Annotated in this window: 15 protein-coding genes and 1 tRNA gene; 3 read left to right on the forward strand and 13 right to left on the reverse strand. The window is 47.7% G+C overall.

The genetic code is table 11. The features are described from left to right. Window positions 1–198 precede the first annotated feature (198 nt). Window positions 199–525: a thioredoxin gene (gene trxA, locus KME11_19240; GenBank protein ID MBW4517346.1), complete on the reverse strand. Its 327-nt coding sequence runs from the start codon at window positions 523–525 to the stop codon at window positions 199–201. Between the two features lie 97 nt (window positions 526–622). Here trxA and KME11_19245 point away from each other — a divergent pair, with 97 nt between their 5' ends. Next, window positions 623–934: a helix-turn-helix domain-containing protein gene (locus KME11_19245; GenBank protein ID MBW4517347.1), complete on the forward strand. Its 312-nt coding sequence runs from the start codon at window positions 623–625 to the stop codon at window positions 932–934. On the opposite strand, the gene KME11_19250 is transcribed toward KME11_19245, so the two are convergent. From KME11_19250 to KME11_19265, 4 genes are all read right to left on the reverse strand, one after another. Then, window positions 931–1935 carry an ATP-sensitive inward rectifier potassium channel 10 gene (locus KME11_19250; protein MBW4517348.1) on the reverse strand — a complete coding sequence of 335 codons (1005 nt, stop codon included), beginning with the start codon at window positions 1933–1935 and terminating at the stop codon, window positions 931–933. The genes KME11_19245 and KME11_19250 overlap by 4 nt on opposite strands. A gap of 177 nt (window positions 1936–2112) precedes the next feature. After that, the gene (locus KME11_19255) at window positions 2113–4815 is read right to left on the reverse strand and encodes a GAF domain-containing protein (protein MBW4517349.1); all 2703 of its coding nucleotides are present in this window, start codon (window positions 4813–4815) and stop codon (window positions 2113–2115) included. A gap of 92 nt (window positions 4816–4907) precedes the next feature. Continuing rightward, window positions 4908–4980, reverse strand: a tRNA-Ala gene (locus KME11_19260). Window positions 4981–4998: 18 nt separating this feature from the next. Beyond that, window positions 4999–5718, reverse strand: coding sequence for an HAD family phosphatase (locus KME11_19265; protein ID MBW4517350.1), 720 nt, complete (start codon window positions 5716–5718; stop codon window positions 4999–5001). Window positions 5719–5887: 169 nt separating this feature from the next. On the opposite strand from KME11_19265, the gene KME11_19270 reads away from it, so the two are divergent. Then, a complete protein-coding gene (locus KME11_19270; GenBank protein MBW4517351.1) occupies window positions 5888–6757 on the forward strand; it encodes a methyltransferase domain-containing protein in 870 nt (289 codons plus the stop codon). 18 nt (window positions 6758–6775) lie between these two features. On the opposite strand, the gene KME11_19275 is transcribed toward KME11_19270, so the two are convergent. The 6 genes from KME11_19275 to KME11_19300 all read right to left on the reverse strand — a co-directional run bounded on the left by KME11_19275 (window position 6776) and on the right by KME11_19300 (window position 13309). Next, window positions 6776–7840 carry a serine/threonine protein kinase gene (locus KME11_19275; protein ID MBW4517352.1) on the reverse strand — a complete coding sequence of 355 codons (1065 nt, stop codon included), beginning with the start codon at window positions 7838–7840 and terminating at the stop codon, window positions 6776–6778. A gap of 327 nt (window positions 7841–8167) precedes the next feature. Then, on the reverse strand, window positions 8168–8767 hold the full coding sequence (gene maf / locus KME11_19280; protein MBW4517353.1) for a septum formation inhibitor Maf: 600 nt from the start codon (window positions 8765–8767) through the stop codon (window positions 8168–8170). A gap of 297 nt (window positions 8768–9064) precedes the next feature. Then, on the reverse strand, window positions 9065–9310 hold the full coding sequence (locus KME11_19285) for a hypothetical protein (protein ID MBW4517354.1): 246 nt from the start codon (window positions 9308–9310) through the stop codon (window positions 9065–9067). Window positions 9311–9341: 31 nt separating this feature from the next. Continuing rightward, complete coding sequence (locus tag KME11_19290) at window positions 9342–12209, reverse strand: tetratricopeptide repeat protein (protein ID MBW4517355.1); 2868 nt, start codon at window positions 12207–12209, stop codon at window positions 9342–9344. A gap of 83 nt (window positions 12210–12292) precedes the next feature. Then, the gene (locus KME11_19295; GenBank protein ID MBW4517356.1) at window positions 12293–12988 is read right to left on the reverse strand and encodes a rhomboid family intramembrane serine protease; all 696 of its coding nucleotides are present in this window, start codon (window positions 12986–12988) and stop codon (window positions 12293–12295) included. Window positions 12989–13057: 69 nt separating this feature from the next. Further along, window positions 13058–13309: a hypothetical protein gene (locus KME11_19300; GenBank protein ID MBW4517357.1), complete on the reverse strand. Its 252-nt coding sequence runs from the start codon at window positions 13307–13309 to the stop codon at window positions 13058–13060. On the opposite strand from KME11_19300, the gene KME11_19305 reads away from it, so the two are divergent. Next, a complete protein-coding gene (locus KME11_19305; GenBank protein ID MBW4517358.1) occupies window positions 13300–13575 on the forward strand; it encodes a hypothetical protein in 276 nt (91 codons plus the stop codon). The two genes, KME11_19300 and KME11_19305, sit on opposite strands and share 10 nt — an antisense overlap. Window positions 13576–13913: 338 nt before the next feature. Here KME11_19305 and petE read toward each other — a convergent pair whose 3' ends face one another. Together petE and psbV2 are read right to left on the reverse strand one after the other, a co-directional pair. After that, window positions 13914–14297: a plastocyanin gene (gene petE, locus KME11_19310; GenBank protein MBW4517359.1), complete on the reverse strand. Its 384-nt coding sequence runs from the start codon at window positions 14295–14297 to the stop codon at window positions 13914–13916. Between the two features lie 74 nt (window positions 14298–14371). Continuing rightward, window positions 14372–14872: a photosystem II cytochrome PsbV2 gene (gene psbV2 / locus KME11_19315; protein ID MBW4517360.1), complete on the reverse strand. Its 501-nt coding sequence runs from the start codon at window positions 14870–14872 to the stop codon at window positions 14372–14374. Between the last annotated feature and the right edge of the window lie 5 nt (window positions 14873–14877).

Genomic DNA, 14877 nt, shown 5'->3' on the forward strand with positions numbered 1-14877 from the left:
CCAGTAGTCAGATTGCTGGGATATGCTTTACTCATATTGCTTTCTCGGTGCTGCGTGCTTTCTATTCGCAGCTTACACTGAGAGAGCTTTTTTACCGACTAGCTGACTTTTCAAACATCCTCTTAGACAATTAATCTTGCTCAGGAGGACAACTTCAACTTTGCCATTCCCTAAGTAATGTTTTTAGGCAAGATATTTTTAGGCAAGATATTTTTCGACGGTCGCTGCGATCGTGGTTTTGGGCACCGCACCGACCACCATATCTACCTTAATACCCCCCTTGAAAATAAGTAACGCCGGAATGCTGCGAATACCATACTCACTAGCGATCCCAGGGTTCTCATCAGTATTGAGCTTAACGACCTTCAGTTGACCCTCGTATTGCACAGATACCTCATCGACAGATGGGGCAACCATGCGGCAGGGGCCACACCAAGGTGCCCAAAAATCGACTAAAACAGGAATTTCGCTACTCAGAACTTCTTGCTGAAAGTTTGCGTCTGTGACTTGTGCAACGGATGACATGGCGAAAACCTCTGTTTACTTTTGATGAGTTCAAAGCTCATTAATTCGAGAATCTCGAATAACAGAACCATAGCGTTTCCTGTGGCATAATGCAACCATGCGATTGATTCATTATCCAGACCGAAAAGATATGACGTTGGCGGGCGTGCTTTATGCGCTAGGTGACTCGGTGCGGCTGGAGGTCGTGCGCCGCTTGGCAAGTCAAAACATGCTGCCTTGCTGTGCACTGTCTGACTCGGTGGCAAAGTCTACGCTTTCCCATCACTTCAAAGTGTTGCGAGAGTCAGGCATCATTTATTCCCGCCGAGAAGGAACGCAATATATTAATTCGCTCCGACGAGAAGATTTAGAGGCGCGGTTTCCAGGGTTGTTAGATGCGGTGCTGCGGGCACTAGAGGAGGAGCCTTAGCCTGTTTGCTCGAAAGGTTGCTCTAAGAATGAGGGTGTAGATTCTAGCGGAACCGTTTCGTGAAAATGGGTGTAGTCGAGGTAGCGATCGCCATTTGAAGACTGATAGAACAGATCAACAAACTGATGATCCCACAAAATTTCGCAGGGGCTAAACATATGTCTAGCATGGATATTGTAAGCAACCGTCTCGTCAGTACCACTAATAGATACAGCAATTTGAGCGCGTGATTTCTCTAAAGATTCTAACGTTTGCCCATACAGTGGGCTGTCTTCGTTAATGGGGTGCATAACGTTCCAACTTAAGGTAAAACTGGGTGTCCGGTGGCGAGTCAACTTGAGTTCATGAAACCGTCGCAGAAAGTTTCCTTCTTGTGTCTTCTCATCCTGCATTAGGTAAACTCGAGTATGTGCCTCAACAATTTGGTTATGGCGTTGATTGGCGGCACGAAAAGTTAAGGTCGGTACGCCGTTGTACCGTTCTATAACTGCGACCTTGCTAAACATAATTCGGGCGGTGGGCTTAGCAAAGCGAGCAAAGGCAAGCCCTGTGACAACGGCGATCGCCAACAAACTTGCAATTGCCTCAGCCGTGACTATGACATGGGCATAGCGCGTACCCGGACTCATTACCCCATATCCAATCGAGCCTAGCGTTTGAACACTGAAGAAAAAAGCATCCCAAAAGTTTCCCGGTTCGGCTCCCACAATACAATCGCCGCCTGCCAGGAAGAGGAGCGCGAAAATCATATTGATGAAGATGTAAGCCAACGACACCAGGGCAACGAAACCCAGCCAGGGAATTGTCAACATCAAATGATAAGGATCGCGCCAGTACCTGTACCAAGCGCCCAACCCCACAACATTCAATTTGCCATCCCGGTTTTCAATGCGGCGGATGGATTGAGACAAACGAGGCAGATTTTTGCGGGTCTCTCTCAGCGAACCCTTACGGGTTTCTTGCACGCGCGGTTCCCCTACTCTCCTGACTCTAGATTTCATATCCTGGCTCCGGCAGTCCAAAGAGTAAATGAGTCTAGAGTATCGTGTTAATGCTCCGATTCGGTAGGTTGAGCTAAAACTTTGTGACCGCGCCTGAGAATTTTATAGCTGTCGAGTTTACTTGATGGCTGTTGAGTTTACTTGATAGCTGTTGAGTTTACTTGATAGCTGTCGAGTTTAATTGATAGAGCATTTAAGCGCGATCGGGATTTGAATAATAAACTCAGCCCCCTTTCCTAGCTCAGAATTGCAAGACAGTTGCCCCTGATGCTTTTCTGTCACAATTTGATAGCTAACTGATAGCCCTAACCCGGTGCCTTTGCCCACCTCTTTAGTTGTAAAAAACGGATCAAAAAGTCGGTGTCTGGTGTCTTCAGTCATGCCAATCCCATTGTCGATAATGCGAATGATTACCTCATTTTCTAAAAGCTCTGTCTTAATTAAAATTTTTAGTGCATCCTGAGATTTTAACTGAATAGCTAAACCTGTTGACAAATCTTGTATTTCGGAGGTGATAACGCAAGTTTTTAAGGCATCTATGGCGTTCATTAGCACGTTCATAAACACCTGATTAAGCTGCCCTGCATGACATTCTACCAGGGGTAGATCCCCATACTCTTTAGTGATTTTAATAGCAGGGTAAGTTGTAGATTCTTTGAGTTGACTTTGCAACATGAGCAACGTACTTTCAATACCCTCATGAATGTCTACGGATTTTACTTCGGATTCATCTAACCGAGAAAAATTACGTAAAGACAAAACAATTTTGCGAATTCGTTCTGTTCCAACTTTCATCGACGCTAGGATTTGGCTAAAGTCTTGGCTGATAAAAGCTAAATCAATCGTATCTTGCTCTCTCCGAATCTCAGCATTGGGTTGGGGATAGTGCTGTTGATAGAGTTGCAGTAATTTGAACAAGTCAGCTTGGTATTGATTGAGGTAGGTTAAGTTGGCGTAAATAAAGCTAACAGGGTTATTGATTTCATGGGCTATGCCTGCCACAAGCTGCCCCAAGCTCGACATTTTTTCACTTTGTACAAGTTTAGCCTGAGCTTGTTGAAGTGCCTCAAGGGTTTGTTGTAGCTCTTCGGCTTTGTCACGATATTGGGCTTCGGTGGTTTGGATTGCATGAAAGAGATAAGCGTTCTCTAGGGCGATCGCAATTTGTCCGGCGAGGGAATTAAGGGTTTCTTGATCACTTTCGTTAAAGCGATAGGTGGTACTGTCCTGAATATCTAATACGCCCAAAAGCGCACCATGACTAATGATAGGAACGGCGACTTCGGAACGGGCAAGGCTTGATTGGGGTATCGAGGTAGGGCAATGGGCGAGGTCATGACAAACTTGAGGCTGAAACTGGCGGGCAGCGATCGCCACCAAACTATCTTCGCTCAATGCAATAGGATGATCAACAGTGTCATCTACATCAGTTTCATCTACATCGTCAAATTTGCCTGCGCTGGCTCGGCGCTGCAACTGAGCCGTGACCTCATCCCATAAATAAATTTGCACATAGTTCACGGCAAAGCCTTCTTGTACTAACTTTGTAGCCTCTTGCAAAAGGCGATCGCTATCCAAAATCGACTTAGAAAGTTCGCTGACTGCAAAAGTGATATATCGGCTTCCTTCCAGTTCAACAGTGCGGTCTTCTAGTCTTTTTAAGAGTTTTCCGACCTGTTCCGCCATCATATTAAAGTTGGCACTTAATATCCCAATTTCATCTTTCGACTTAATTTTGACCCGTGCCGCCAGATTACCCTTGGTAAATTGACTCACTCCCTCAGCGAGATGACCTAAGGGGTTGGACAACCAGCGGGCAACAATGAGCGCTGCGATCGACACAATGAGAGCAATGCTCAGGGCAAGGGCGATCGTGGCTTGCACAGGGGCCTGGATGGGAGATAAAAACACCTCTTCGGGCTGAGAAAAAGCCACAAACCAGGGCTGGGTTTTAAGCCGAACAATAGCAACTCGCTTGTAGCGATCGGGTGAACTAGGAATGTGAGTGGTGACGTAAGTAGGGGGACAGTTTTGGCTGAGTGGGCAGATCTGATTCAGAGCGTGCTCGAAGTCGGGTTGATGGGTAGTAAGTTGGTGGGCGGGAAAGTCGGGAAGACGCTCTTGTTTTTGCAGAAGTCTGATTCGTTCGGGTGCCAGTGGAATCAAAGACTTGAATTGCTGACTAATGGGGCTACCATCCACGATATGAATGTGATACTCATCTAAAACCACCACAAAAGATTGAGAACCCGCCAGGTCTTGGCTTTGGCGAACAATCTGTTGCAGAGCGAGCGCATTATAACGAACAGCCAAGACTCCCAAAATGGCTCCAGATGCATCTCGCACAGGGCTACTAAAATAAATGCTGGCGGTTCCATCTTGGCGAGACTGAATCCGAACGGCTGAGGCATAAGCAGACTTTAAGGCTAGCGGTTGCCAAAAAAAGTCATCATTTACCCTATTTCGCTGGATATCATGCTCATAAGTATCAAAAACTGTAATTCCCTGTAGATTCAATAGCGAATAAGACAAAATGTTGGACGGATCTCGCTGAGCTAAGCTCCAAAAGATAGCGGCAGCTTCCGTAGCTTCTGGACTTTCTGCTTGTTGCTCCGGCGATAATTGAAGATATCTGATCACCCCTGGAAGTTGAGCTTCAACTCGAACGGTCGCTAGGTTAGTTTGAATAAAACTATCAAGCCGCAGGGCAGTTTGACTGGCGGCTGCAAACAGCGCTTGGTTGGCATTTTGAGTCATGACAGCAGTTGTACTCTGCCGATTTACTCCTGTGAGTAGAAGGATTGGCAGCAGAGAAACTACTAAAAAAGATAGGATTAATTTCGATCGCAGCGAATCAAACTTGACTGATCGAAATTTCATCAGGAGAAGGGCTATAAAAGAACTTTAGTCATCAGAAAGCGACCTGGGTCACGCTCAGAATGCCCAACCAGATTATTTTTTAATCAAGCGAATGGAGAGTACCGGGCTCGAACCGGTGGCCTTTGCGGTGCGATCGCAACGCGCTACCAACTGCGCTAACCCCCCAGCGGCTATCATTTTAGCTTAGTCTTTAACCTCTGGTTTTTCTCTGCCCAAAAATACTTGCAGTACGCGGTCAAGCTCTAACTCTGAAAGATAATCGACAGCCCAATTTGATTGTCGCTGCATCATATGATAAGGGTAAGAATTTGCTACTCCTACTACTTTCATCCCAGCGCGTTTGCCTGCCTCAATGCCAGCAAAGGTATCTTCAATCACCAGGCATTCTTCGGGTCGCAGCGCCAGCCCAGGATTCTGTTGATTAAGGCGATCGACGGCTAGTAAATAGCCTGCGGGGTCGGGCTTGCTGGTTGTGATATCATCTCCTGCGACTATCACACTAAAATATTGAGCCAAGTCTAGGCTAGTTAATACCCATTCAATTTCGGCACGGACTGCCCCACTAACCACTGCCATTGCCAGGTTTGCGACTCGAATCTTAAAAATTAGATCGGTTAGACCTGCATAAGTAGGAACTGTTTCGAGGGATTCAATCTGCTGTTGATAATAGCGGGACTTCCGTGATACCAGTCCGGTTAAATAGTCATCGCTGACTACTCGTCCTCGCCGCAAAAGCAGATCGTGCAAACAGGCGCGATCGCTCCGCCCCAGGCATACCTCTCGAAACTCATCCGGATTCGCCTTGAGATTTTCTTCAACCAAAATTTGTGCCAGCAGCTTCTCATGCAACGGCTCATCGTTAATAATTACGCCATTGAAATCGAACAATACTGCTTTGAGCATAGGACGGCAAAAAAAGAGAGACAAGTTCGATCGATGATTTCACCTGAGATGAAAGAATTATAACTTTCTGTCAATTCATTAAAATTAGTAAAGCTGTAAGATATTCAGCACAAAGATCACTGTTTAACTAAAGATCACTGTTCAACTTAGATGCATTGGGCGATCGCTTATGACACCTCGGAAAGACACCATATTTGAGCAGTTCTTGGCTCCCTTCTTCAAGACTTTTTTACTTGACTCAGAAGAAATAAAAAAATACTACGAGAGTCGAGATTGGGAAAAAGAGAGCGATCGCTTTCGTCAACCCAATTTTGAGTACCCCAAATACTATGCCCAAAATTTCCATGGCATTGAAGATGGCTACTTAAATCTAGGAGCCGCCTTTTCCTATGATCCGATCACCCAACACGTTCTACCCCCTAACGAATTATGGGTGCGTCAAGAGTTAATAGAACGCATTCGTTGCCAGCCACGACGCATTTTAGATTTAGGCTGTGGAACGGGTTCAACGACACGCTTGCTCAAACAAAAATTTCCTAATGCAGAGGTCATTGGGGTCGATCTGTCGCCTTATATGCTAGCTGTGGCAGATGATAAAGCTCGTCAGGCAGGCTTGGCGATTCAGTTCCAGCAAGGTAAAGCCGAGCAACTGACGTTTGCTGACAGCAGCTTTGATCTAGTCACCGCTTCACTATTGTTCCATGAAATACCGCCCGCCATTTCCTGCAAAGTCTTAGACGAAGGCTTCCGGCTGCTGAAGGCGGGTGGAGAGGTGTTGATTTTAGATGGCAACCAAGCTACTCTCCGCCAAACCGAATGGCTTACCCAAATTTTTGAGGAGCCCTACATGCGCGCCTATGCTCAGGGCAGCGTAGATGCTTGGATGGGGATGGCAGGGTTTGGCGATGTGCGAACAGAAAACGTGTGGGGTGTGCATCAGGTTAGCCGGGGCGTGAAGCCTTTGGCTAATTCATCTCCTGAGCCAACAGTGGGTTTTGAATCTGTCTGGACTGCCGACCCGATTCCACAAGCTGCTTAGCTGTGCGCCAAGGCAAACCTAAGTCGCTAGTTTACGGTTTCCCTTGGCGATTACTTTGCTGTTCCATCTGCGAATGGCGATCGCTGTCCGCACAGTTGGGGGCAAGTACCCGCCGCCTAACAACGCTTCATCTGAAGTCTCTTCAAAGGCAGGACGCAAGTTCATGCAAAGCTGAAGATCGTTGAGATGCGGCTCCAGTTCTAGCGCCCGCTGAATTTCGGCAGCCGATTGAAAGCGATCGCGCAAGGAAACCTTCAGCATTCGGTCTAGTACCTTGCCAAAGTGGTCACTGACGGTTGCCATGTTCTGCCAACATACGTCGCCCGTGGCAAAGTCGTAGGAAAATTCCATGGGCGGCTTGCCTGTGAGCAGGTACAGGCAGGTTACTCCCAATGCAAAAATATCGCTGGCATAGGTTGGACGCAGTGCCAACTGCTCGGCAGGCGCAAAGCCTAACGTGCCCACGAACTGAGTAGTTGAGGTACGCTCGGTTACCCTGTTGGAGTCAACAAAATGTTCTTTGACTGCCCCAAAATCAATCAGCACTAGTCGACCATCGTCTTGCGATCGCAAGATATTAGGAGGTTTGATGTCTCGATGAATGACTCCATGCTGGTGAATGTAGGTTAAAACAGGCAATATTTCTAGTAAAAAGCGCTTTACTTCTGTCTCGGAAAGTGTTCCTTCCCGTTTCACCTCTTTTGCCAGAGTCCACCCCTTGACATACTCTTGCACCAGATAAAATTCATCATCTTCCTCAAAATAATCTAACAAGCGAGGAACTTGGGCATGGCTACCCAGTTGCCCTAAAATGGTTGCTTCTCGCTCAAAGCGTTGCTCAGCGCGCCGTAAGGTCAGGGGGTTACTCACCTTTGGGCAAAGCTGTTTAATGACGCAGAGAGGCGAACCTGGGAGGTTAGCATCTTGAGCTAAAAAAGTAACGCCAAAGCCGCCGCGACCTAAGACTCGATGAATGCTGTAGCGATCGTGAAACAGTTCACCAGACCCGCACATCTGACCCAGTTGAGTTCGATGTTGAGGCGAAAAACGCAGACTATCCAGCCTTGCAACTGATGGATTCATGGGGCTTCCAAAATTCAGGGGAGTAGACACAATCTTGGATGGCTTGAAAAACGAAGATGCAATTTATGCCGAGCAGTTTGACTTGACTCGGATCAGCTTCTAAGAAAGATCTTATTTGCCTTCTAGTTCAATTAAAGGGCTAGATTTAACCATAAAACTATTGTCAAATTGTCTCGTTAGAACCCTCTAATTAGCATCAGTAGTTTTTGCAAGCCTATAAAGACACCGTAAAGTAAGATCTATCAAAATATTTCCTAGCACCCGATGCACAAAGCCTGTAAGCAATTTTGGAACACACCCATGAGTTAGCCAAAACTCATGAAGATTTTATTCTTGCACAAATTGCCAAAAATCTGCGACATCGTAACCTAAATCGGTCAGCATTTTTCTTAAAAGCGGCAGGCTCAAGCCGATAACATTACTATGACAGCCTTCTAGCTTTTCAATAAACAAGCCGCCCCGTCCTTCCAAGGCAAAGCACCCTGCACATTGTAGGGGTTCACCCGAAGCCACATAGGCAGCAATTTGGCGATCGCTCACGTCTGCAAAAAAGACTCGTGTCACTTGCGATTGCACTAGGATTTGATTCTGCGTTTGATCGATCAGGACGTGCCCTGTGTAAAGTTCACCGACCTGACCCCGCATCTGTTGCCAGCGGGCGATCGCATCTGCTGCATCAAGGGGTTTACCATAAATTTTGCCACCCATCGCCAAAACCGAATCGCAGCCCAAAATCAACGAATCAGAAAACCGACTGAGCACAGCCTCAGCCTTACCCCTCGCCAAAGTTGTGACTAACTCAGAAGGTTCGCTGATCTGCACCCGCGACTCATCAAAATCGCTGGGACACACAAAGGCGGCAATCCCGGCTTCGTTCAGCAATCGTCGTCGGGCAGGAGAAGCAGAAGCCAAAATAAAAGGAATCATTGCTTGCAAAATATTACTTGTAGATAAAATAGTTACTTATAGGTAGGATAGAGCGCCGATCGAAAATAAGAGCTTTTGGGCATTGCTGAATGAAAGACGAATCCTCAAAGCCCTTTCCTTCCTATGATGAGTCGGAAAAAGATGCAGCGTGAGAATTCTCGCGTCTCTTACTACAGATTGTTGGGTGCAAAATGAAGGTTTTGTCTCGTCGCTTTTCTAGAAACAAAACCCTCAGCCTTTACTAGCACAATTCAAAAATTAGCCTGCAACAATTGGGCTTACTCGGTTTCACCAAGATCAAGTTTCACCAAGGTCAATAGGAAGTGCTACTTTTTCCTCGATCGCCACTGACTCTACTGGAATTGCGGTAGATTCTAACAGCGGTATTGATGCCGCAGGCAGTTGAGCAGGTTTAGGAACCTCCAATGCATCCCACTTTTGTTTCAGATGCAACACTAACTCTGTGCCAAAGAAAGCAGTGCTGCTGACCAAAACAGCATCGTAGGTGAAAGTTAGAGCATTTTGCAGAAAAATGTAATGCATAACTCTACGGGATAATGAATGTTACTTATTATCAACCTTCCATGAGTTCAATAAACCAGTCGTCGCCCACGAGTTCATCAAAATTAGGATCGACTTTGGCTTCTTTGCGGTACTTAGGATTCAGATCGATCGCCCTTTGCAAGCTTTCCAACGCTAAATCAGCTTCGCCTTGGGTGGCGTAGCAGCACGCTTTGTTGTAGTAGGCGCTGGCGTAGTCGGGCTTGATTTTAATGGCGCGGTTGAAACTGGCGATCGCTTCGTCGTCTCGCTTGAGTTGCATTTGCACATAGCCTTTGGTGTCCCAGGCTTTATGGGAGTCGGGCTTGAGTTGGGTGACTTTTTCGAGGGAGGCGATCGCCTCAGGGTAGCGCTCTAGCTCAACCAGAGAAAGGGCACGATTGAGCCAAGCAACGGCATCTTCTGGCTGGAATTGGGTAGCGCGATCGAATGCCACAAAAGCCTCTTCAGGGCGTTGCAGGCTGCCCAGAACCACGCCTCGATTCACCCAGGCTTCAGGATAGTCGGCGTGAATTTCCAGGGCCTTGTCGAAGGATTCTAGGGCGGCTTCGGGGTTTTTGATGCGGCTGAAACTGATGCCTCGGTTAAGCCATGCTTTGGCATCTTGGGGATGGAGTTCGACGGCTTTATTGAGGGCTGCGATCGCTCCGTCGTACTGCTTTAGCTCTCGCAGCAGAATCCCCTGGTGATACCATGCCGCAGCATTATCAGGTTGAAGCTTAAGGGCTTGCTCATATGCCGCAATGGCCTCGGCAGGTCGTTTGAGGGCTTCGAGCGCCATGCCTCGGTTCATCCATAGCGTCGGGTCGTTGGGCTCAAGAGCGACGGCTTTGTCGTAGAGGGCGATCGCAGCTGCGGCATCACTGGCAGCCAGGGCATCGGCTTGCTGCATGTAGTCGGCAGCAGTGTAAAACAGTTCGGGCTGGCTGGCTTGCAGGATTGCTAGTTGCTCGGTTATACGCTGGAGAGTATGTTGCACGTCTGAAGCAAAAGAATCCGCGAGAAACTGGGGTGAGACTTCACTCAGCTTTTTCAGGATGTTGTCTTTCTGCATTTGGGCTTCATTTTGAAGAGCGTTCAGTTGCGCGGTAATTTCGGCTTCAAGTCGGGTTAGGTTTTGCAAACTCAGGGCTTTTTGTTCTTCAGCACTAGATTGGAAGCCAGCCAGTTGGTCGGCAAAACGGGCTTCCACTTTTTCCAGGTTTTGCCGAATTTTTTCTCGCTGAGCCTGTACGTCTGCTTTAAGGGACGTGAGTTGAGCCACCAATTCGCCTTCGGAGCGATCGAGATTATTAAGAATCAGGTCTTTGCGTTCTTGGCTGCCTGTTTGAATTTGAGTGAGTTGGCTGCTGAACTCGGTTTCAAAGCGTTCGATCATTTGCCGCAGGTCTTCTTTCTTCGCCTGTACGTCTGCTTGCAGATCGGAGCGGCGAGCGGTGAACTCGGTTTCGATGCGGTCTAGAATTTGGCGCAGATCTTCTTTTTTGGCTTGGGCTGCGGCTTGAAGTTCCATTTGCTGCTGAACAAACTCGGCCTCAAGACGATCGAGGTTTTGCTGAATCGCGGCTCTCTGGCGCTGAGTGTCGGCTTGTAAATCGTTGAGGCGATCGCTAAAACCTGCCTCCATCCGTTCTAGGGCTTTTTGAACTGCTTCTCGTTGCGCTTTCGTATCAGATTGAAGCTCAGATTTTTGCTGATTAAAGTCAGCCCTGAGATCTCCTAAACCTTGGCGGATGGTATCGCCTTGGGTTTGAGCATCTAGGCGCAGGTCGGTTTGTTGCCTGGCAAATTCTGCTTTAAGCTGCTCCAGGCTACGACGAATAGCATCGCGCTGGGTTTGGGTATCTGCTTGAATTTGAGTGAGTTCTGCGGTCAGGTCTTCCCGCACGGTTTCAAGCTGGCTAAAGACCTGATCTTTTCGTCCGATCGCGCTCTTCTGCAAGCTGGCGACTTGGGCTGCAAAATCTGTCTCTAGAGTTTTCATTAAGTCTAAAGTCACGGTCTGCTGCTGCCGAACTTGCTCTTCTGCTTCTTGACGCAATTCTTCTAAGTAAGGCAACAGATGAGTGACCAAATTACCCAATTGGCTGACCGTCAGTTCTTTCTGCTGTTGCGCTTCATCGTGCAGATCAACCAACTGATGAGCAAAGGTTGCTGCGGATTCATCTAACGCCAATAAGCTTTGGTCTTGCCGAGACTGCACCACGCGCTGAATATCTGATACTTGAGTCGAGAAGCTTGTTTCTAGTGCGCCTAATCTTTCCTGGGCTGCTTCTAACTGCTGCTGCAATAGCTCTGCACTTTGCTGCTTCCGTTGAGAAAATTCTGCAACCAGATCTTCCAGCTTCTCTTGTTTATCCACCAAGTTCTTCTGAAAACCGTCAGCTTCATCACCCAAATCAGCGGCGTACTCTTCGTACTCCTGAAGCATTTTTTTGATTTCTAACTTAGAGTTTGCAATCTGGCTTTCTAAATCTCCTAGTTCGCCTAAATGAGCCTGTACAATTTCGGTGACTTCTCGAATCACCGATCGCCGCAGTAGGTAGAGAGCCGCGATCGCCCCGGCAACCATCAGGGCAAAAACGCCCAGCATCACATTAAACACAGTCGCTGTGCGATCGAGCCGATCCAGTTTTTCCTGCTCTTGCACCGACAAAGAGGATTGGGCAATTACCCATCCATCATCCACAACTGCCAATGCTTTTGCTCCGCCCATCTTCGTTCCTCCCCACATCCCTCCCAACAGCAGCAAAAGAACTACGCTGCCCTGAGTTGTCCTTTTGAGGATTTCTGAATTATTCCGCTTCATGCAGCCTTCCTCTTCGTCTGGTTTGGTCTGGGGGTGAGATACATCCTCTTGCGGGTATCTCGAAAAGCTCACTTAATCTTCTCAAGGGTAATCAAAATTTTGACTGATGTTTGAAGGCAAGATGGATCTTTTGGGCTGCTGTTGCCTTTAAGAGGTTAGTAGTCCTGGGCTTCTTGCGAAAATAAGCCAAAAATAGGTCCTAAAATTGCCCCAAACACAAAACCGCCAGCGTGTGCCCAGTAAGCAATACCACCATTTTCCATCCCAATATTAGTCGTAACGTTGAGGCTGCTCACGCTATAAAAGGCTTGTTGAATAAACCAAAAGCCCAAAAATAGGTAAGCTGGAACCCGGAATGCAAAAAATGAAATGAGCGTAAGAATTCTAACTTTTGGGAAGCGGATGACGTAAGCACCTAAAACTCCAGCGATCGCTCCACTTGCGCCCAACGAGGGAATGGTCGACGACTGGGCAAAATACCACTGCGTCAGCCCTGCCAAAACCCCACACAGCAGATAGAACACCAAATAGCGCAACCGTCCCATCTGTTCTTCTAAGTTATTGCCAAAAACCCACAGGTACAGCATATTGCCGCCCAAATGCAGCCAGCCCCCATGCAAGAATTGCGACGTAATCAGCGTTGACCATTCTGGAAAACCTCCAGGCACAGGTTGACCTTGCAAACTGCGAGTCAGTTCAGCCGGAACGACGGCAGCAGTATAGAATAGCGCATCTAACGCTTGGGGGGTGAGAGTAATTTCAAATATGAACACTAGAATGTTCAGAACAATCAGCCCATAAGTGACATAAGGCGTAATGCGGATTGGATTGTCGTCGTTAAGAGGAACCACTAGCGCTACCCTCAAAAATTAATACTTCAATATCCTACGGGAAGACAGGCAAATTTTTGTGACTTGATATTAAAAACGCCCTGACTCTGGCAATTCTCCGCAAGACGGCAAAGCCAAACGCTCCAGCCCCGAAGTCATCCATAATCGACGTTCTTCGCTGCGATCGATCTGTAGAAGCCGAATGGTTGTTCGTGCTCTGCATGTGAGAGCTAGTAAGCAAGCTTGCTCTGAAATCATGCGCCTCAACGAACTACTACGAATTTGGGGTGGTGGAGATTTGGTAATATCGAGATACTGCGATCGCTCATAACATGGATACAAATCAGCTAGAGTCGGTGGTTCAATTGATTAAAGCGTTGTCAGAAGCGGAACAGGCAACGGTGCTACGTTTGTTGATGCAAGATCGGTCTGCCCAAACGGAGCTAGTGGGGGATGTGGAGCAGCATCCTAGGGCATACGAAGGTCAGTATCAGATGTCGTCTGATGAGTTTTATCGGCAGTTCCAGGCTGGGGAGTTGGGGGACTCGGCTGATTTTTTTGAATGGAATACGTATTACGAAGTGTTGATGGAATCTCAGGCTGCTTGAGATGAGTCTGAAGGACTATGTTGCACAGGTCAGGGCAAGGCTGGGCGAGAGTGACATCTGGGCGAGAGTGACATAGTGCGATCGCCCTCCATCTCGCATCCCTCCCCACCCCCACCGAAGCCCAAAAAGCACTAAGCACGACCGCCAATACGATCGCCCTCAGCGTCACCGGAGCCATCTTTGCCATGCTGAATGATGGCGATCGGGATGAAGATGATGACAAAACCGAATAAGCAAACGCGATCGTCCTCCTCTCCGTCTTTCAAGACGACTGATAAAGACGCTAAAAAAGGGCGCAGCCTTCGCCACGCCCTTTCCAAAATCGATCGCCCGTTCAACTACTGAACAGTAATCTTACCTGCCATGCCAGCACCCCGGTGAGGAGCACAGTAGTAGCTAAAGGTTCCAGTTGTATCGAAGGTGGCTTCGTAAGACTCGCCAGGAGAAAACAACATAGCGCTATGGGACTTGTCAGCCAAAGCTTTGTCTTCAAACATGATGTTGTGGGGAGGCAGCTTGTTGTTGACCCACTTAATGGTGTCGCCTTGCTTAATCGTTAAAGTCGAAGGCTCAAATGCCAACATGCCAGAGTCTGCACCCATTTTGACGGTGAAAGTTTCAGCAGCAGCAGGCGCAACCGCCATAAGCAACGTGCCTGCAACCAACACCATCATGCATAGTGCCAGACTCAAACTCCGAGAGATGAGAGTGGTCAGTTTCATGGAAATACCTCGAAAAACTAAGTTGAATTTGTTCCTAGATAAATTTTATCTTGGTTTATCTCAAAAACTAGGCTTCAAAAAGAAGGGATTCCCCAACCTGGGGCTTTTTGGGCGGCTCGTAAAACGAAGGCTGAGAGATTCTCTAAAGTTGCTTGATCCATCCATTTTTCACTGATTTGGCGGCACCCATAAGACTCTTCAGTGCCGTCATACGACATGGGTTGTCTTAAGTAGGCGACTAGGCTGTTGATGTTATCGCGCGGCGGCGTGGCTCCCCGTAGGGCTTCCAATGACAAAGAGACTAACGGATCGGGCAACGTTGCCCCGCCAACATGGCAGTTTTTGCAGCTATCCTCAAACAACCGTTTGCCGATCGACAAATCTGCTGCCGAGAAGGGACGGGTTTCGCCTTGAGCATCGATCGCTAAAGGGACGGGTTCCCTCACATCTAGATATCTCAAAACATAAGCTTCCAAAGAATCTGCCTGAGCAGCAGGAATTCCTAGAAATAGAAAGACCGTTGCTAAGGCAATCGCCCTGCCCCAAAATCGTCGCCAAATCAAAGAAATCAGCATGAATG

This window comes from Timaviella obliquedivisa GSE-PSE-MK23-08B, from assembly GCA_019358855.1.
GTDB classification, from domain to species: domain Bacteria; phylum Cyanobacteriota; class Cyanobacteriia; order Elainellales; family Elainellaceae; genus Timaviella; species Timaviella obliquedivisa.